Origin of the sequence: Saccharopolyspora erythraea (genome assembly GCF_018141105.1) — a bacterium.
Classification (GTDB): Bacteria; Actinomycetota; Actinomycetes; order Mycobacteriales; family Pseudonocardiaceae; genus Saccharopolyspora_D; species Saccharopolyspora_D erythraea_A.
Genome location: NZ_CP054839.1, coordinates 7,906,769 through 7,923,567, shown reverse-complemented (window position 1 = coordinate 7,923,567; position 16,799 = coordinate 7,906,769). Strand labels below are relative to the sequence as shown.

Below are 16,799 nucleotides of genomic sequence, written 5' to 3'. Positions count from 1 at the left end.
ACGCGTCTCGGCTTGGTGCGGGCCGGTGCCCCGCGGCTCGGCTTGGTGCGTGCTGGTGCCTCGGGGTTCGGCTTGGTGCGGGCCCGTTCCGCGGGGCTCGGCCTGGTGCGGTCCGGTGCCTCGCGGCTCGGCGGCACGCGGTTCGGCGGCGGGAGGTTCGGCGGAGTGCGAACGGGACCGGCGCGGCTCGGCCGGAGGCGTGGCGGGGCGCTGCTGGCCGGACGCGGGACCGGGCTGTCCCGCCGGCGGGTGCGCGGACTCCGGCGGCTCGGGGCGGGCGCGCCTGCGGCCGCCCGTCTCGCTCGGGCCGGGCGGGCCGGGCGGGCCGGGCGGGCCGCCGCGCTGCGGGCGCCCGCCTGCCGGCGGCTGCCACGGCTGCGCGGTACCACCGCTCGGTTGCTCACCGTTCGCCGGCGGCTCGGCCTGCCTGCGGTGGTGCGAACCCGTGCCGGGGGCCTTGCCGTGCTTGGAGAGCAGGTCGATGACCCGGGTACCGCCGGTGCCGTCGTCGCCCAGCGCGCGGCGGCGCCTGCCGCCGCCGTTGGTGCTCTCGGCCGGTTGCTCCTGTCCAGGATCCTGCTCGGGACGGGAACGTCGGTGCGCGTTCATGCCTTGGCGGGGGTCCTGCGGCACCCGTTTTCCCTCCCACCTCGTGATCGATCATGTGCAATGGTTCGCCGTCGCCGGCGATCAACCCCCCGCAGCTGTATCGCTCAGCGCTCTCGAGATAGTACGGCTGATCGCCCGAACTGACGATAGTGCAGACAATTTCTTCACAATCAGTGCACGATCATGCCTGCCTGCTAGGCCAAAACACGCAAGTGTGTTAGGCCACTTGCCCGGCGCGACCCGCTCGTTGCCACCCCGGGTCGGGGCGCGGTTGCGATCAGTAACCGCCGGAGCGGTGCCCGGACGCGAGACGGACCTCGCTGCCCGTGCGGTAGGCGACCGCGTTGCGCCCGGACTGCTTCGCCGCGTAGAGCAGGGCGTCCGCGCTGATCAGCTGCTGTTCGGCCGATGGCGGTGAGGCGTCGGAGCCCAGTGTGGCGTGCTGCTCGTGCGCGACGCCGATGCTGACCGTGACCCGCAGTCCCGGCGCCATCTGCCCCCAGGGGAACCGCTCGATGCGGGCGCGGGCACCTTCGCAGGCCGCGACCGCCGCCGCAGCGTCGATGGTCGGGAACACCAGCACGAACTCCTCGCCGCCGTAGCGGGCGCAGAACGCCCCCGTCGGCAGCACCTCCTGCAGGAGGTCGACGACCCGCTGCAGCACGCGGTCGCCGAGCAGGTGTCCGTAGGTGTCGTTGACGTGCTTGAACCAGTCCAGGTCGACCAGCGCCACCGCGAGGCCGTCGGCCTCGGGGTCGTCGCTGACCAGGTCGGCCAGCCGTTCGTCGAGGTAGCGCCGGTTGTAGCTGGCGGTGAGGCTGTCCCGGCGGCTCTGCTCGCGGGCCTCGGCGTGCTCCCGGCGCAGGCGCTTGACCTCGTGGCGGAGCTGCTCCGGCACCCTGGGTGTGTCCTCTGTGGACATGAGGTCGAGAGCCGAGCGCAGGTGGTGGTAGGCCTGCCGCCACTGCCCGCGCGAGGCCAGCAGGCTCGCGATCGACTCGTGCAGCTCGGCCATGCCCGCGCCGTCGGCCAGGTCGCGTCGCCTGCCGGGAGGCGGTGTCGGGCACCGGGCCGACGCGGAGTCGTCGCGCAGAGGTTCCGGGCCTGCGAAACCGTTGCGCAGTCCGGTCATCGCACTCACCTCCCGTCCGTGGTGTCGTCGGGTGTGACGGATCGCTTGAGCTGGTCCGGCTCATGCGCGCCGCTAATTCGCTCATCCGGCTGACCCTGCGTTGCTCTGAAATGGTGAGCGCCGCTCGAGTCTTCGGCTCTTGGATGTGTACCCGCAGGAGGGGTCACTTCGGAAGCGAATCGGTTCGGACCCACCCGCACGGACGAGCAAAACCGCGTGTGTTTTCGATCACGCCATCGCAACTCCATCGCAACTCCACCGAGGCCGTGTTACGGCGCCTGCGCCGAAAGTGGGAGAACGGTGATCGACCGGGCAGCGAGTCGTTCACGACGGGCACGGCGCGAAGCCGTGCACGCGGCCGTCGAGGACGACCACGTGCTGCGAGCCGACCTGCCTGCCGACCACGGTGCCATCCCGCCGCAGGACCACTTCGACACCGATGATCCACACCTCGCCGCGCGGCGGGCCCGCGCCGTCCGGGGAGAAGCCGGGATCCGGTCGCAGCGTGGACATCGCCGGGTCCAGCTCGACGGTGGTGTCGCCGAGATCGCAGGTCTGGTCGGCGAAGTCCGGATGCTGGGTGCGGGCGAGGAAATCCCGCTGTGCGGCCGGACCCAGCCGCGCGCCGGTGTTGTAGTCGGAGAAGTACTGCCGTACCGGATCCGTGCCGGACGGCGCGCATCCGGCCACGGCCAGCCCGAGCAGCAATCCACAGTGGACGAACGCTCCGGTGCGCGGCGCGGTGGACATCGGCGCCGGCTCAGCCGCCGCTGTGGTCGATCTCGGCAGCGGTGGGCACGCACAGGTCGTCGGGGTCGTCCAGCCAGCCCTCCGGCAGCACGACGCGCCCCGCAGAGCCCTGCCTGCCGCGCGGTCCCTCCGCGTCGACCGGGAACGGGACGTCGTGGTCGAGCTGCGCCAGCAGGTCGTCGAGCTCGGCGAGCCCGGAGACCAGCCCGAAGCGGTGCCGCAGGTCCGAGCCGACCGGGAAGCCGCGCAGGTACTGGGCCATGTGCTTGCGCAGGTCGCGCAGGCCCTTCTCCTCGCCCATGTGGTCGGCGAGCAGCTCGCCGTGCCTGCGCAGGACCCGGCACACTTCGCCCAGGTTCGGCCCCTCCGGCACCGGCTCGCCCGCGAAGGCGGCCTGCAGGTCGCGGAACAGCCACGGCCTGCCGAGGCAGCCGCGCCCGACGACCACGCCGTCGCAGCCGGTCTCGGCGACCATCCGCAACGCGTCGTCGGCGCTGAAGATGTCGCCGTTGCCGAGCACCGGGATGGTGCGCACGGTCTCCTTGAGGCGGGCGATGGCGGACCAGTCGGCCTGGCCGGAGTAGCGCTGCGCGGCGGTGCGGCCGTGCAGCGCGACGGCCGCGGCGCCGTTGTCCTCGGCGATGCGCCCGGCGTCGAGGTAGGTGATGTGCTCGTCGTCGATGCCGATGCGGAACTTCACGGTCACCGGCACGCCCGCGGGCTCGGCGGCGCGCACCGCGGCGCGCACGATCTCGCCGAACAGCCTGCGCTTGTACGGCAGGGCGGAACCGCCGCCCTTGCGGGTCACCTTCGGTACCGGGCAGCCGAAGTTCATGTCGACGTGGTCGGCGAGGCCCTCGTCGACGATCATCCGCACGGCCTGGCCCATGGTCTCCGGGTCGACGCCGTAGAGCTGCATCGAGCGCGGGTGCTCGTCGGGGTCGAAGGTGACCATCTGCATGGTCGTCGGATGCCGTTCGACCAGCGCCCGGCTGGTGATCATCTCGCAGACGTAGAGGCCGGCCCCGTACTCCCGGCACAGCCGGCGGAACGCGACGTTGGTGATCCCGGCCATCGGCGCGAGCACGACCGGCGGGTCGACCTGGTAGGGGCCGATCCGCAGGGGCGCGGTGCGGGTCGCGGGCGGCGCGACCGGGGTGTCGAGTGCGGTCATCGCGGCCCATTGTCCCCGATGCCGGGGCGATCACAGCCGTGACGTCGGCCCCGCCCGGCGCCGACCGGTTGGTGGAGCGGCCGCGACGACCCGAGCGGCCCTGCCGCGCCCGCCGCGATCGTGCTTGTGACCACGGCGGCGGTCGTCGCCGTGCTCGCCGTCTGCGAGCGGGGCGACCGAGCCCTCACCGACCTCCGGCTCCTCCGTGCCACCGCCCAGGCATGCGGCCGAACCCGTCGCACCTGCTCCGCCCCGGCCATGCCGCGTGAGGGCATGATCCGGCTTCGGCCCGGCCGCGAAGGCCGACTCCGGAGCCGGGCCGCAGCGATGCCGCGCGCCGCGCGGCGAACCCGTCAGAACTTGGCGGTGACGCAGGCCAGGCGTGCGCCGGCGGTACCGGCCTTGCCCGGTTCGGTGTGCGTGTGCGTCTCGTGGATGACGAACGAGTTCGCGTCGTTGCGGTTCGCGAACTGCCAGTTGCCCTTGGCGCTCGGGTTCGCGTTGCCCTGGGCGTCGGTGTGGAGGTCCAGCCAGACCTCGTTCTGCGGGTTGGCGTATGCGGGGTCGACCGACGGTTTGACCGGGTCGAGGTTCTGCTGGAAGTGCGGCCCGGCGTCCTCGCCGGTCGGCCCGCAGGGCTTGGTGTGCACGTGCGCGCCGTAGGTCCGGTTCGGCTGCAGGCCGGTGAGCGCGACCTTGATCTCGGTCTGGCCGTCGCCGATCCGCTGCGAGCTGATCTTCGCGGTCGCGCCGGGCGGGACCTGCACCTGGTCGTAGGTGACCGCCGCCGCACCCGGCCGATAGGGCTCGTAGGTGCCGGTGGTCTCGATCGGCGCGGACGCCTGCGGGCTGGGTTGTCCGGCGGGCGGAGGCTGCGTGTTCTCCGCGCTGCCGCAGCCCACGAGCAGCGCGCTTGTGGCGCACAGTCCGACGAGCGAGCCGAGCGCTCGGGTTCGGTGGAGCATTTCGTTCACTGTCCCCTTCTGGTCACTGACTGGAACCAGACCGATTCTGCCCGTAACGGAAGCGCTCGGCACCGGTCGTCGGTCCTACTGGGCGGCCGCTTCCCACGGAGAGGGATCGCGCACCTGCCCGTTCGCACCGCGCACTAGGTTGGCGGCATGGTTTCCGCGCAGGGGAGCGCCGGTCGGGACCGGACGTGGCTGGTAGCAGTCGCCACCGCGATGTGGGGCACCGACGCGTTGTTCCGCAAGCCGCTGGCCACCAGCCTGCCTTCGGCCAGCGTCGTGTTCTGGGAGCACGTGATCATCGTGCTGTTGCTGGCGCCGTTCCTGCCGCGGGCGTGGCGGGCGTTCAGGGCTTGCGGCGTCCGGGAGCGGATCGCGGTCGTGGTGATCGGCGCGGGCTCGTCCGCCCTGGCCACCGCGCTGTTCACCGCCGCCTTCAAGGCCGGCGACCCGGTTACGCCGCTGGTGTTGCAGAAGCTGCAACCGATCTTCGCGGCCGTCGCTTCGCTGGCTCTGCTGCGCGAGCGGATCCGCGGGCGCTACCTCGCCTTCGCCCTGCCCGCGCTGGCAGGCGCGTGGCTGCTCGCCTTCCCCGACCCGCTGGGCATCCAGGTCTCCCAGCTTCGGCCCGTGCTGCTCGCGCTCGGCGCGGCGGTGCTGTGGGCGGCGGGGACCGTGCTGGGGCGCATGGTCAGCAGGGTCGTGCCAGCCCGGGACGTCACGACGCTGCGGTTCGCGATCGGGCTGCCCTCGGCGGCGCTGATCCTGCTGCTGCGCGGCGACCCGGTGGCCGTCGGCTGGGAGAACGCCCCGGGCCTGGTCCTGCTCGCGCTGGTGCCCGGCCTACTCGCGCTCTGGCTGTACTACACCGGGCTGCGCACCACCCCGGCGGCGCGGGCGACCCTGGCCGAGCTGTCGTTCCCGGCCACGGCGGCGATCGTCGGCGTCGGCGTCCTCGGAGCGGAGCTGACGGCGACGCAGTGGGCCGGCTTCACCGCGGTGGTCGCGATCGTCGCGGCGCTGGGCTGGCACGAGCGGGTAAGCCGCACCAAGCTCGTGACCGCACCCGAGCCCGACCAGCGGCCCGCCGAGAGCGTCACCAGCCGTTGAGCCCCTGGTTTCCCATGCCCACAGCGCGCTCCGGGCGCCCTCCTGTCCACAGTGGATGATCGGTCGGCGGTGGCTCGGCGCCACCCGGCGAGCCACCGCGGGCCCGCCCGCCGGGAACTTCCGCCCACTCGGCCACGAGATCAATCCGGCCTTGTAATCTAGGCATACGGGGCGTTAGCTCAACTGGCAGAGCAGCGGACTTTTAATCCGCGGGTTCAGGGTTCGATCCCCTGGCGCCCCACCAAAACCCCAGGTCAGGCCGGGTGTGGCCGAGTCATGCCGCCTCCGGCCCGCCATTAACCCTCCAAAAACGACGAGAGGTCGTCCGTGGAGGTCGGCGGCTAACCGTCCGAGCGGGGGTCGTCGGTGAGAGCCTCCTCCAACGCTACTGCCGTCGTCGGGCTGACCACTGCCCGCTCCATATACACATCCTGGGTCAGCGACGGTCGTGAATGCCCGAGCAGATCAGCGATCAACCGTGCAGTGAGCCCCGCCTCATCGAGGATGGTCGCGGCGGTCTTGCGGAACACGTGCGAGGTGACCCAGGCGAAGCCCTCGCTCCCGCGCGTCTCCCGAAGGACCCGACGCACGTTCGACGGGTCGCGCAGGCCGCCGAGGCTGTCCGGGAATGCCGGCTCGTCGGGGCTGTCGGCCGCAGCGTAGCGCCGCTTGAGCATGTCCAGAGCCCACGAGGTCAGCGGGATGGTCCGATCGCCATGCTCGGACTTCGTGGACTTGCGGATCAGCCCCTTGCCTTTGACCCTGACAACGGTGTGGTCTACCGAGACCGTACCGTTCTCAAAGTCCACGTCCTCCCAGTACACAGCGAGCGCTTCACCGATTCGGACGCCCGTGGCCAGCATGAACCGCGACAGGTCTGGGAGGTCCCACCGCGCGGCCTTCTCGTCGTCCTCCAGCTGCGCGATCCACCGAACGCGTTCTTCCCGGGTCAGAGCCCGCGGCTTCTTCCGCCGCCGACCTCCAAGGCGAGCCGCCTCCCGGGTCGGGTTCGACGCCAGCGCACCGTGACGCACGGCATAGCCCATCACCCCGGAGACGATGGACCGGGCGGTCTTGGCCATGGCCACGCTCTTGGTCGTCCGCAGCTTCTGCAAGAACGCTTCAACGGCCGGAACCGTCACCTCATAGCCGACACGCAGCTCACCAAGTGCCGGCATCACATGCCGCTTCAGATTGCTCCGGTACTGATCCAGCGTGGTCGGTGACCGATCACCGGCGTTCACGTCGCGCTCGACCGAGCTGAGCCACTGCTCAGCCACTTCGCGAAACCGCGCTTCCGGTTTGATCTTGCCTCCGTGCTGAGCGCTCCTGCGCTCGGCAAGCGCTGCCTTGAGCGCCCTCTCGGCAGCCGCGGCGGTCCGACCGTTCCGTTCAACCTTCCGGGTGACGCCGTCGGAGTCCCGAAACATCGTGACCGCTTGCCAGCCCGCCGCGGTGCGGGCCGTCCTGATCTTGCCGTGAGTCCCGATCGGGAGAGGTGGACGAGGCATCAGACCACCGCCTCTGGCTGGGACTCGAACCACTCCTCGACATCAGCGGGCTTGTACCGGACATACTTGCCAACCCGGTGCCCTGGCGGGCCGCCGCCACGACTCCGCCACTGGTAGACGGTGCCGACCGGGACGCCGAGGTAGGCGGCGACGTCCTGTGGCCCCCAGAGGTTGCGGATCATGGTCAGTCTTTCCTTTCGGTTGAGTAGCGGTGTTTGCGTGTTTGGCGGGTGCGTTCGGCGATGGCTTCGGCGAGTTCGCGGGCGTCGTCGGTGTCGTGGCCGACGCGGACCATGTCCCAGTGGTTGATCACGGTCACGGTCTCTTCGTCGGTGATGCCGGCCTCGGCGAGTGCGTGTTCGTGGCGCCAGGTCTGGCGGTCGCCGCGGATGCGCTTGAAGGTGGTGGAGTAGGCGCGGGACTTGGACAGGAAGTGGCCTCGGAAGGCGAGCATGTGTGCCCAGTGCCGGAGCTTCAGTTCGTCGATCGGGTCCGGCTTGCCGCGTGCTGCCGCGTCGGGGTCGTGGCGGTGGAGTACGGCGGTGCGGGTGGCCCAGCCGCCGCCCTGACAGGTCTCGCAGTGCCCCACGGCCTCGCAGCCGCACCCGTCGGGCTGGTGTTCGCCGTCGGGGTGGCACTCGGGGCAGATGACGGGGGCGCCGAGGTCCCAGGCGGTCTGGATGATCCGGCGGTGGTGCTCGGTCACGGCCAGGCGGTCGATGTGGCCTTGGGAGCGGATCGGGCGGTCGGTGGCGTCACTCTTGCCGGTGCCTTTGGTGGCGTACTTGGCCACGTAGGAGGCGATCCGGTCATCGCTGATCGCACCGTGCTCGTCCTCCACCTCGGTGGCAGAGGCCGGCCGAATGGGGCGAACGTCGACCTGCTCACCCCAGCCCAGTTCACGGGCCTGGCCGTCGATCTCAGGAGAGGTCACCGACACCGCCGCATGCGCGGAGTGGATCGCCTCGGTCAGCAGCTCGACGGAGCCCCACGCGGGGGTGGCGTCGTCGGGTCCGTCCGGGCCGTCGAGGCGAACCACGGCGTGGAAGTGGATCGTGCCGCGCCGCTGGTACTCGGCGACCTTGGCGAACGACAGCCGGAAGTGATCCTTGATCTCGGCCACCCGGATACCGGCGGCCACCGCGAGGTGGCGGCGAAGGTACTTGGTGAACAGCGACCACAGCTTCCCGGCGTGGGCGTTCCACAGCACGTGCCCCGTGTAGTCGTAGCCCTCCGGATCGGTGGGCTGACCGAGACGGGGGTCGGCCGGGTGGTGATACGAGCCGCACGAGCACGGCAGAGCCTTCCCGCGGACCGAGGTGCGGCGGTTATGCACCGGGCCGAACGAGGGTGCGGTCAGGGTAAGGAACACGCGGGGTTTGTCGGCGACGGTGACTGGCACGTCTTTGGTGCCGCCGTTCAGGCCCGCGCGGAGCAGGTGGAAGGCGTCGGCGGCGTAGCGGTCGGAGCAGGCCACACACACCGATTCGCGGCGGTTGCCGCACGGCACGAGGATCTGTCCGTGCCGCTCTGAGGGGCGGCCGTCCGACCGGGGAAGGACTGCTCCGGTGGCTGCATCCGTCAGCGCCCAGTGGCCGGTCATGCGGATCGGGTGGGTGCATCCGCCGGTGCTTTCCACGTCCGCGCGCCACTGTTGGTAGCCGCTTGCCTGCACGTGCCGGGCAATGCCGTCCGAGGCCCTCTGTTGTTGGTAGTCGGCGGGTGTGAGCAGGGCGGATAGGGGCATCCGCATCACCTCCAGAGATGACGAAGGCGGGACACCACCCGTGTGATCAGGTGATGTCCCGCCGAGCTGAGCGAGTTCGTGTTTTCAGTTGTGGCGCAACAGGATTCAGGCCGACGCGCCCACGGTGGCCATGACGTCGTCGAGGACCTGGCGGGCCTGCTGCGGGGGCAGCTTGACCACCGACTGCACGTCGGCCACCGTCATCTGCTGCCCCTGTGCAGTGCGTTCCTCCCGGACACGCCTGATCGCGGCCATCAGCGACTCTGGCAGCCGGATCGCCGGTTTCCGTGCCGGTTCGGCCTGAACCGCGGGTGCCGTTTCGGCACGGTCCGGCTGTGCCGTTTCGGCAGGTTCCGAGCATGTCGGGTCGGCATCGGGCGCAGGTGCCGGTTCGGCAGGCTCGGCCGGTGTCGATTCCGTTGCCGCAGCGTCGCTCGCGGCTTGCTGTTCGCGTTTGTCCGCGTCGGCGTAGGCCCGCAAGATGACCTGCCGGGTGCGGGCCATGATGATCGGAATGACTTCGGCGATGCCGTAGACGATCACCGGGATCGCCACGTGTACCACCAGCGAACCGAGGTTGAACGCTTCCTCGGTGAACACTGTGATCAGTGGCGGGTAGACGTTCATGAACAGCGTGGAGCCCAGCAACACGTGCTTGAGGCGTCCCCACCAGGTGTGGCCCGGCTTAACCCCGTGGGAGAGGATCACGGCCTCGAAGTTCAGGATCGTGATCAGCAGCCCGGCGAACATCGGCTCCACCGTCCACGCCGCCCACCACAACGGATCGGACTGCTCGGTGTCCCCGGCGAGGAAGCGGTGCACGCCCTCGGTGGTGAAACACAGCCCAAGGGCGAGGAAGAACCACAGGCCGGTCACGGTGCGCCGACACATCCGCTCGACCTGTACCGCGACCAGGTCGGCATTGCGAGCCAACCTGCGCAGCTGGCCGGCCTCGTCGATGTCGTCGGACAGCTTGCGCACCCGCCGTGTCTGCCCTGGCCGCACCTCTCCGCCTAGCTCCTGGCGCTGCTTGCGTCGCAGGCGCATCAGCTCGTTTCCCTCCCCGTTGTTACTCGCTACTGGGCTTGACCAGGGCGATCAGGCCCCGCACCAGCAGCACCAGGCCCAGGCCAATCCCGATTGCCCACGCGGGGCTGACCAGCCACACCAGCGCCAGCACGCCGAGCACGGCGAGGACCAGGCCGAGGGTGATCAGCACGCCCTTGCCGGTGAGCTGGATCTGAACGATGTGCATCAGTGATTCCTCCTTGTGTTTCGCAAACGACGGACGTTGATCAGTGCTCACGGTGTGCCGACAGGGCGTAGGTCTCGGCGAGAATCTGCGATCCTGCGGCGAGAAATTCCTCGAACTGGTCAGGGCGCATGAGGCACACAGCGCCCGGCGCCGAGTCGTCGCAGGGAAAGGTGATCGACAATTCCACTCCGTTGGGAGTGGGCGCCGCCGCGACAATCGCGTGGGGCGCTGCGGCGTAGAAGTACGGAGTCCGGGTCATGAGGACTTCCTTTCGGAATCGGCGGAGCGGTGAGCGATGACGTGCTGCACGGTGAGGGGGGCGCGGTCGGGGGCGCTGTGCTTGCGCCCGTACATGAACCGATCCGCGCGGCCCATCAAGGTGGACAGGTCGACCGCGGAGGCGGTGTCGACCGCCGCGCCCAGGGACAGGGACACCCGGGTGGGAAGGCCGTTGACGGTCCGGATGGCCTCGATGGCGGTGGTGTACTCGCCGAGGCGGTCCTCCGGGCTCTCCCAGGGGCGCAGACCGGTGAGCAGGACGGCGAACTCGTCACCGTGCAGCCGCACCGGCAGTTCCCCCGGGCGGGCGGTGTCAGTGAGTGCGCGGGCGATGCAGACGAGCACCGAGTCGCCGAAGAAGTGGCCGTGGGTGTCGTTGTAGGTCTTGAAGTGGTCGACGTCGCCGACCAGCAGCCCGACCCGGTGGCCGGGGTGGCGTCGGGCGTGCCGGGTGTAGGCCCGTTCCAGGGCGTCGCGGTTGGCCAGCCCCGTGAGCCGGTCGGTGTGCAGCCGACGGGCCAGGGACCGGGCGTGTAAGCCGTAGAGCAGTCCGGCACCGGTCGCGCCGGAGCTGACGGATAAAGCGATTTCTGCCAGCATTGCGGGTACCTCCAAGTGGGGTAGGCCCGCCCGGACTCCGCCAAGAGTCATCCGGGCGGGCCGCTCAATAGATGGGGATCGGTGCCGGCCTCAGCTTCGTGCGGCGGCGCGGAGCTGGGCGACGGTGAAGACCACGGGTTCGCCCTGCTCCAGCAGGTGCCGGTAGCGCGGGGTCAGTGCGGCGCGGTACGGGGTGTAGAGGCACACCGGGATGCCGCCGTCGAGGCGGCCGGTCACATCCAGGTGCACCGCGCCGCCGTTCAACTGCTTCAGGCAGGCCCCGGCCTGGTCCAGGGAGTCCGCCCAGGTCACCAGGGTCACCAGCGGTTCAACGCCGGTGGCCTGACACTGCAAACCGGTGTAGCGACTCCACGAGAGCGTGACCGGTTCCGGCAGCCGGTGATCGTTGATGTGGACCACCAGGGCGGTGAGCGCATCGCGCATCGAGGACGGGTTCAGGGTGTGCGAGGTCATCACAACCACCTCCAAGGGGGTTGAGTCGGAAATCGGGTTGGGGAGTGCTCAGGCGATCTCTTCGTCGGCGTCGTCTTCGCCTTCGAACTGGTCGATCTCTTCGAACCCGGAGTCGGACTCGCCGCCGTCCGGGTCGTTGCCGTCGTCGTGGTCGTCTTCGAGGGCTTCGAAGTCCACCTCGGACCAGTGCGGTTCGTCGGAGCGCTGCTGCTGGTCGGGGCCGGTGGTGGCGGTGGTGTCGCGGTGCAGCGGGATCACCGTGGCCCCGCGGTCGGTGCAGAAGGTCACCAGCTCGGTGATGTCGGCGTCGGTGACATACGGGGTGCGGCAGCGCAGCGGCTCGCGGCGGCCGTCCTTTTTGACATAGGCCACGCCGGGCAGAAAGGCGGGGATCTTGTCGGCGAACGCGCCCATGTCGCGCATGCCTTCCCCCAGGCACATGTCCACATACGACGCGGAGTCCAGCCGCAGCGCGACCTTGGTGGGGAACAGCCCGCGCATGGGGATCACGTCCTTGGTCGGTTCCTGCGTGGCGCCCCAGACGCGGCCGTTGACCGACCGGAACTGGGTGAGCGCGGTGGAGATCAGCGGCTCGAACGCGCGCATGATGTCCTTTTCGCCGTAGGCGGTCAGCGCTGAGAGCTCGTCGACGAGCAGCACATCCAGCGGCGTCTCGGCGGACACGGTCGCGGTGCGGATGCCCCGACGGCCCAGGTCGAGCTTGCGCTCGTCGAGCGTCTTCACGTACTTCTTCGTCAGCTCCAAGCCGTCCTTGGCGTTGTCGGCGAACTCGTGGAACATCGCCCGTCCGGCGCCGAACTCCTGCCCGCCCTTGGGATCGATCACCCAGAGCCGGACGTGGCCGGCCTGGATCAGCGGAGCCACCGCCCGCAGCAGCGACCACAGCCACGAGCCCTTGCCCGCGCCCGTCGCACCGCCGAACAGGATGTGCAGATCCCTCTTCAGCAGGTCGAACGCCAGATCCCGGCCGTACTCATCCCGGCCGATCACCACGTTCGACAGATCCACCTGCCCGGTCGCCGGGTGCAGCTCGGGCAGCGGGATATGCATCTCGTCGAACGGCTCCCGGCGCTGGAGGTCCAAGGCGAGCTTGCCCGGCTTGACCAGCCGCACGTTGCCTACCCGTGCCTTGAAGGAGTGGGTCAGCCGCCCCAGCACGCCCTCGAAGTCCTCGGGCTGCTGGCCCTTGGCCATGCGGATGAACAGGGTGTCCCACACCCACGTCGAGCGCACGCCCACCAGCTTGGGCACCATCATCTGGCCCCGGTGGTCGCTGGTGACCAGGTTGCAGGCGAACACGATCTTCGCCCACTGCCGCTGGTAGATCAGCCACCGTCTCCACCACGCCCGCAGCAGCCGCCCCGCGAAGCGGTCGAACGTCGGCTTGTCCAGCAGCCACCACGACGCCCCCGCGAGAACCGCGATACCGGCGGCCATGAGGACCGTTTGGTAGCCGACCCAGAGCACGGCCGAGCCGAGCACCACCGTCGAGGACGACGAGCGCGGGTGCTTCACCACGAACCGGGCGCCGTCGCGGATCGGACTTCTTTCGGTATTCACGCGCGTGTCGGTCACGACCAAACTCCCTTGTGTGCAAACGAAAGCGGGACACCGAACCGCGGTGTGGTTCGATGCCCCGCCGAGCTACCGCCGGTGTCAGCTCCGGCGCTTGACCATCTCCAGGTGCGCGACCAGATCGCCCACCGAGTTCCTGAGCTTGTTCAGCGAGGTCCCCATGCCCTTCGGGACCCCGAGCTGGCGCAGCGTGCCCGACAGCGACACCATCCCGCTGTCGACCTTCCTGACCACGCCGTGCACCTCATCGCTGTTCCGGAACTTCACTTCGGATATCCCTTCGCCACACTCGGTCCGCCCTTCTTGCCGATGTCAGCCCGCACGGCCGACAACGCCGCCCGGACCTTGGCCGCCAGGTCCTCGGCGTGCTCCAGGTCCCGCTTTTCCACCACGGAATCCGCCAGGAACTCCACCGCGTCCAGGCTCTTGTCCAACTCATCGATGCATCCGGTGATCTCGTGCAGCCTTTCGACCGCCTTGGTGTTCTTGTTCACCAACGGCATCTAGCAATCCACCTCCCTTGTCCGTTACTCACTTGCCTCATCGATAGCGGCAGCCAACCGGCGCTGACTGTCCTCCATCTCTGCGATCAGTCTGGAAAACAAGTCCTCCCAGCCCAGCGTGGAAAACTTCTGATTCAGCCCGCCGATTCCGGTCAGAATGCGCGCGGGGTGATCGATCTCGGTTCGCGGATCAGTCATTCGGCCTCTCCCGTGAACGAAGGATCAGCTCCCGCACCGAGCGCGCGGCACGATCGAGAGCGCGAGCGGACCCGACCGCCTGCTCTTGGGCGTCCCAGACCCGCCGCGAGCGCGGGACCGACATCGCTTCCACCGCGCCGATGTACCGGTCAAGCTCGTCAAGGATCTGGCCCGAGATCCTCAGCAGGTCCCGGTCCGTCTGACGGGCCATCCGGACCCCGAAGGACCGGCACGACCGGCACGGCTTCGTCACTGCGCCGCGATGCTGTCGACACTGCTCCAGTGCGATGTCCGCCGCGATCCGGGCTCTCTGTGCGATGACCACCCGCACGGGCGTGTTCTCGCACCAGAAGCACCGCCCCGACAAGGGCAACTCCCGAACCCACTCGCGGCAGCGCGGACACCGCTGCCCAAAATTCACGGCCTCCGGATCGCACGTCGGGTGATACCGACGGCCGGGAAGCCGGATCTCCTTGCGGCACTTCGCGCAATTCGTCACAGCCAACCCCCTCATGCCCTACGGCTTGCCCAGGCATCCGGAACCGTGAAAACCAGCGCCGTCCACCGTGATCACCTCCTGCCGAAAAAACCGGATCTCTTGCAGTGCTTGTCCCGCGAGTGCGGGTAGAGCCACCGGTCGCAGTGACACGCCGGGCAATACGCCAACGACATACAAACCCCTTTCCGTTTGGAACGCCATAAGAACCCCCGGAAACGACCGCCGAAACGGCCGGGCCGGGGGCCAATACGGCCTCCAGTGCGTCAATTCGCACCGGAAAAAGGCATGGCTCGGCCCACTATGGAATTCTCAAAGAACAAGCAGCAGAAAAGCTTGGAAGAAAAGTGAAGAGGTCAGGTGGCCTCTACGCGAGGTTGATCAACCGGCGAGCTTGATCCCGGTCGCCCGCCAGGACAGGCCCGACATCGTCCGGCCGTTGAACTCGTTCTCCCAGTGCGAGACCCGAGGGTTGATCAGCTCGACGACCACGCCGTCCTCGATCTCCTCGCCGGGCTCGGTCTCCAAGGTCAGCTTGACCTCGGAACCCTTGCCCGCCGGGCGACCGTCAGCGGTCGGGCGCGGCTTGATGTAGAGCATCACCACCCACTGCTGCGAGCCGTCGCGCGGGTCGGTCGCCGGGACCATCTGGCCATCCTTCTCGATCATCTTCAGCGTCGGGTCCTCCACGACCCGCGCCTTGTGGGCCTCCAGCAGGACCGGGATGTTCTTCAGCACGTGTGCCTCCAGAGCAGTTCTTGTTTCTGGCCAGCTTGGCTAGCCATGTACAAGGTAGGTCAGCCTGGCTAGCCATGTCAACAGGTTGGCCAACATGGCTAGCCAAATGCGGAGCCGACGCGATAACCTGGGCAAATGAGCGAACTAGACCCCGACGACCCGCGTCCGCCGTACCAGCAAGTTTCGAACGCCCTGCGCGCGGCGATCCTGACGAAGACCCTCAAGCCAGGCGACAAGTTGGCCTCTCAGGGGGAGCTGGCCAAGCGGTACGGGGTCGCGCGGGCAACGGTGCAGCAGGCCCTTCGCATCCTTCGTGACGAGGGACTGGTGGTGTCACGCCAAGGCAGCGGTGTCTTCGTCCGTGAGCGGACTGAACGCCCGGTCGGCCTCCGGCCTCATCTGGAGCACGCGTTCAGTCAGCCGCAGGTGTCGATCGACTTTGCCGGGTTTTCCGGAGAGACGTTGCATGGCGCCCTGACTGAGCCGCTCGATCGCATCCGAAGCGGTCGCGCGCGCCCGGAGTCAGTCCGAGTGAGGCTGCTGGTTCCTGACACGGAGGTTCCGTGGACCCTGCCGGCCAGGGTTGATGACATGCAGGACAGCCCGGCCTTCCGCAAGCGCGCGGCCGGAATCATGCAGCGGCACACGCTCGCGATCGTTGATTCGATCAACGAGATGGGGCGGCTTGGACTCGTTGCCGACTCGAAGGCTGAACTTCGCGTCTACCCCGCTGTGCCGCTGTTCAAGCTGTACCTGATCAACAAGTCCGAGGCGTTCTTCGGCTACTACCCAGTGCGGGAGCACTCCGTGGTGCTGGACGGCGACGAGACGCCGATCTGGGACCTCATGGGCAAGGACGCCACCCTCTTCCACCACGCTGCTGAGCCTGACGAGGAGTCTTTGAGTTCTCTCTTCATCGAGCAGTCCCAGATGTGGTTCGACAGCATTTGGAGCACCGTCGCGCGAGAAGTCCGCCGATGACGAGCCCGCCTGCGATCATCGAGGCCAGCGCTGCGGTGCTGCTCGACTTCGACGGCCCTGTGTGTGCCGTCTTCGGCGGCCTTCCCGACCACGAGGTGGCGGCCGAGCTGCGCGACCTCTTCGACGGCGACCTTCCCGCGGCCGTGAACCAGAGTCGGGACCCGTTCGACGTTCTGAAGTACGCCACGAGTCATGGCGACCTGGCGGCGGACGTAGAACGCCGGCTCCGGGAACTCGAAGTGCGCGCGGTCGAAGTCGCGCCACCAACACCAGGCACGTCCGAGGTGCTCGACACGCTCTGGGCGCGTGGGATGCCGGTAGTGATCGTCTCGAACAACTCCACGGCCGCTGTCTCGACGTACCTCCAGGTCCACCGCATGGGGCACACCGTGGTTGGAATCTCGGCGAGGAGCGGTCCGAACGTTAACCAGCTCAAGCCCCATCCCTACCTGATCCAGGAAGCGATCGGACTCCTTGACGTCCGTGCTGATGGCTGCGTGATGATCGGGGACTCAACAAGCGACATCGAGGCCGGGCAGCGCGCAGGGACCAGCGTTATCGCCTATGCGAACAAGCCCGGAAAGCGGGAGCGGTTCGAGCCGCTGGCGCCTACGGCGATCATCGAGCGGATGCGCGAACTCATCTAGGCCGTATCAGGACTGACCTCTCGGGCCGTTG

The 16,799-nt window shown here is 68.8% G+C and carries 20 protein-coding genes and 1 tRNA gene; 4 read left to right on the top strand and 17 right to left on the bottom strand.

Features of this window, described 5'->3' with window-relative positions; genetic code table 11:
• Positions 1-886: 886 nt before the first annotated feature.
• From HUO13_RS35685 to HUO13_RS35670, 4 genes are all read right to left on the bottom strand, one after another.
• On the bottom strand, positions 887-1,741 hold the full coding sequence (locus HUO13_RS35685; RefSeq protein ID WP_211899239.1) for a GGDEF domain-containing protein: 855 nt from the start codon (positions 1,739-1,741) through the stop codon (positions 887-889).
• A 324-nt stretch (positions 1,742-2,065) separates the two neighbouring features.
• Positions 2,066-2,491 (bottom strand): hypothetical protein, encoded by a 426-nt coding sequence (locus HUO13_RS35680; protein ID WP_211899238.1) that lies wholly within the window; start codon positions 2,489-2,491, stop codon positions 2,066-2,068.
• A 10-nt stretch (positions 2,492-2,501) separates the two neighbouring features.
• Positions 2,502-3,665, bottom strand: coding sequence for a tRNA dihydrouridine synthase DusB (gene dusB / locus HUO13_RS35675; RefSeq protein ID WP_211899237.1), 1,164 nt, complete (start codon positions 3,663-3,665; stop codon positions 2,502-2,504).
• 353 nt (positions 3,666-4,018) lie between these two features.
• Positions 4,019-4,630, bottom strand: a complete 612-nt coding sequence (locus HUO13_RS35670; RefSeq protein ID WP_211899236.1) for a superoxide dismutase family protein — start codon at positions 4,628-4,630, stop codon at positions 4,019-4,021.
• A 156-nt stretch (positions 4,631-4,786) separates the two neighbouring features.
• Between HUO13_RS35670 and HUO13_RS35665 the strand changes: the two genes are divergently transcribed.
• On the top strand, positions 4,787-5,743 hold the full coding sequence (locus tag HUO13_RS35665; protein ID WP_211899235.1) for a DMT family transporter: 957 nt from the start codon (positions 4,787-4,789) through the stop codon (positions 5,741-5,743).
• A 168-nt stretch (positions 5,744-5,911) separates the two neighbouring features.
• A tRNA-Lys gene (locus tag HUO13_RS35660) sits at positions 5,912-5,987 on the top strand.
• 97 nt (positions 5,988-6,084) lie between these two features.
• On the opposite strand, the gene HUO13_RS35655 is transcribed toward HUO13_RS35660, so the two are convergent.
• The 13 genes from HUO13_RS35655 to HUO13_RS35595 all read right to left on the bottom strand — a co-directional run bounded on the left by HUO13_RS35655 (position 6,085) and on the right by HUO13_RS35595 (position 15,140).
• A complete protein-coding gene (locus HUO13_RS35655) occupies positions 6,085-7,173 on the bottom strand; it encodes a tyrosine-type recombinase/integrase (RefSeq protein WP_349253351.1) in 1,089 nt (362 codons plus the stop codon).
• An 80-nt stretch (positions 7,174-7,253) separates the two neighbouring features.
• On the bottom strand, positions 7,254-7,436 hold the full coding sequence (locus HUO13_RS35650; RefSeq protein ID WP_211899233.1) for a helix-turn-helix domain-containing protein: 183 nt from the start codon (positions 7,434-7,436) through the stop codon (positions 7,254-7,256).
• Positions 7,437-7,438: 2 nt separating this feature from the next.
• Complete coding sequence (locus tag HUO13_RS35645) at positions 7,439-9,001, bottom strand: replication initiator (protein WP_211903420.1); 1,563 nt, start codon at positions 8,999-9,001, stop codon at positions 7,439-7,441.
• 105 nt (positions 9,002-9,106) lie between these two features.
• Positions 9,107-9,982 carry a hypothetical protein gene (locus HUO13_RS35640; RefSeq protein WP_249124312.1) on the bottom strand — a complete coding sequence of 292 codons (876 nt, stop codon included), beginning with the start codon at positions 9,980-9,982 and terminating at the stop codon, positions 9,107-9,109.
• A gap of 88 nt (positions 9,983-10,070) precedes the next feature.
• Positions 10,071-10,256: a hypothetical protein gene (locus tag HUO13_RS35635; protein ID WP_211899231.1), complete on the bottom strand. Its 186-nt coding sequence runs from the start codon at positions 10,254-10,256 to the stop codon at positions 10,071-10,073.
• 40 nt (positions 10,257-10,296) lie between these two features.
• On the bottom strand, positions 10,297-10,515 hold the full coding sequence (locus HUO13_RS35630) for a hypothetical protein (protein WP_211899230.1): 219 nt from the start codon (positions 10,513-10,515) through the stop codon (positions 10,297-10,299).
• A complete protein-coding gene (locus tag HUO13_RS35625; RefSeq protein ID WP_211899229.1) occupies positions 10,512-11,135 on the bottom strand; it encodes a GGDEF domain-containing protein in 624 nt (207 codons plus the stop codon). Before HUO13_RS35625 ends, HUO13_RS35630 begins: the two co-directional genes overlap by 4 nt.
• 90 nt (positions 11,136-11,225) lie before the next feature.
• Positions 11,226-11,609, bottom strand: coding sequence for a hypothetical protein (locus HUO13_RS35620; protein WP_211899228.1), 384 nt, complete (start codon positions 11,607-11,609; stop codon positions 11,226-11,228).
• Positions 11,610-11,657: 48 nt separating this feature from the next.
• Entirely contained in the window at positions 11,658-13,205 is a 1,548-nt protein-coding gene (locus HUO13_RS35615; RefSeq protein WP_211899227.1) for an FtsK/SpoIIIE domain-containing protein, read from the bottom strand.
• Positions 13,206-13,286: 81 nt separating this feature from the next.
• On the bottom strand, positions 13,287-13,472 hold the full coding sequence (locus HUO13_RS35610; protein WP_211903419.1) for a hypothetical protein: 186 nt from the start codon (positions 13,470-13,472) through the stop codon (positions 13,287-13,289).
• Positions 13,469-13,708: a hypothetical protein gene (locus HUO13_RS35605; RefSeq protein WP_211899226.1), complete on the bottom strand. Its 240-nt coding sequence runs from the start codon at positions 13,706-13,708 to the stop codon at positions 13,469-13,471. The genes HUO13_RS35610 and HUO13_RS35605 overlap by 4 nt, the downstream gene beginning before the upstream one ends.
• 24 nt (positions 13,709-13,732) lie before the next feature.
• Positions 13,733-13,906: a hypothetical protein gene (locus HUO13_RS35600; protein ID WP_211899225.1), complete on the bottom strand. Its 174-nt coding sequence runs from the start codon at positions 13,904-13,906 to the stop codon at positions 13,733-13,735.
• A gap of 877 nt (positions 13,907-14,783) precedes the next feature.
• Positions 14,784-15,140 carry a hypothetical protein gene (locus tag HUO13_RS35595; protein ID WP_211899224.1) on the bottom strand — a complete coding sequence of 119 codons (357 nt, stop codon included), beginning with the start codon at positions 15,138-15,140 and terminating at the stop codon, positions 14,784-14,786.
• Between the two features lie 135 nt (positions 15,141-15,275).
• On the opposite strand from HUO13_RS35595, the gene HUO13_RS35590 reads away from it, so the two are divergent.
• Both HUO13_RS35590 and HUO13_RS35585 read left to right on the top strand, forming a co-directional pair.
• Positions 15,276-16,121, top strand: coding sequence for a GntR family transcriptional regulator (locus HUO13_RS35590; protein ID WP_211899223.1), 846 nt, complete (start codon positions 15,276-15,278; stop codon positions 16,119-16,121).
• The gene (locus HUO13_RS35585; protein ID WP_211899222.1) at positions 16,118-16,768 is read left to right on the top strand and encodes an HAD family hydrolase; all 651 of its coding nucleotides are present in this window, start codon (positions 16,118-16,120) and stop codon (positions 16,766-16,768) included. The genes HUO13_RS35590 and HUO13_RS35585 overlap by 4 nt, the downstream gene beginning before the upstream one ends.
• The last annotated feature ends 31 nt before the right edge of the window (positions 16,769-16,799 follow it).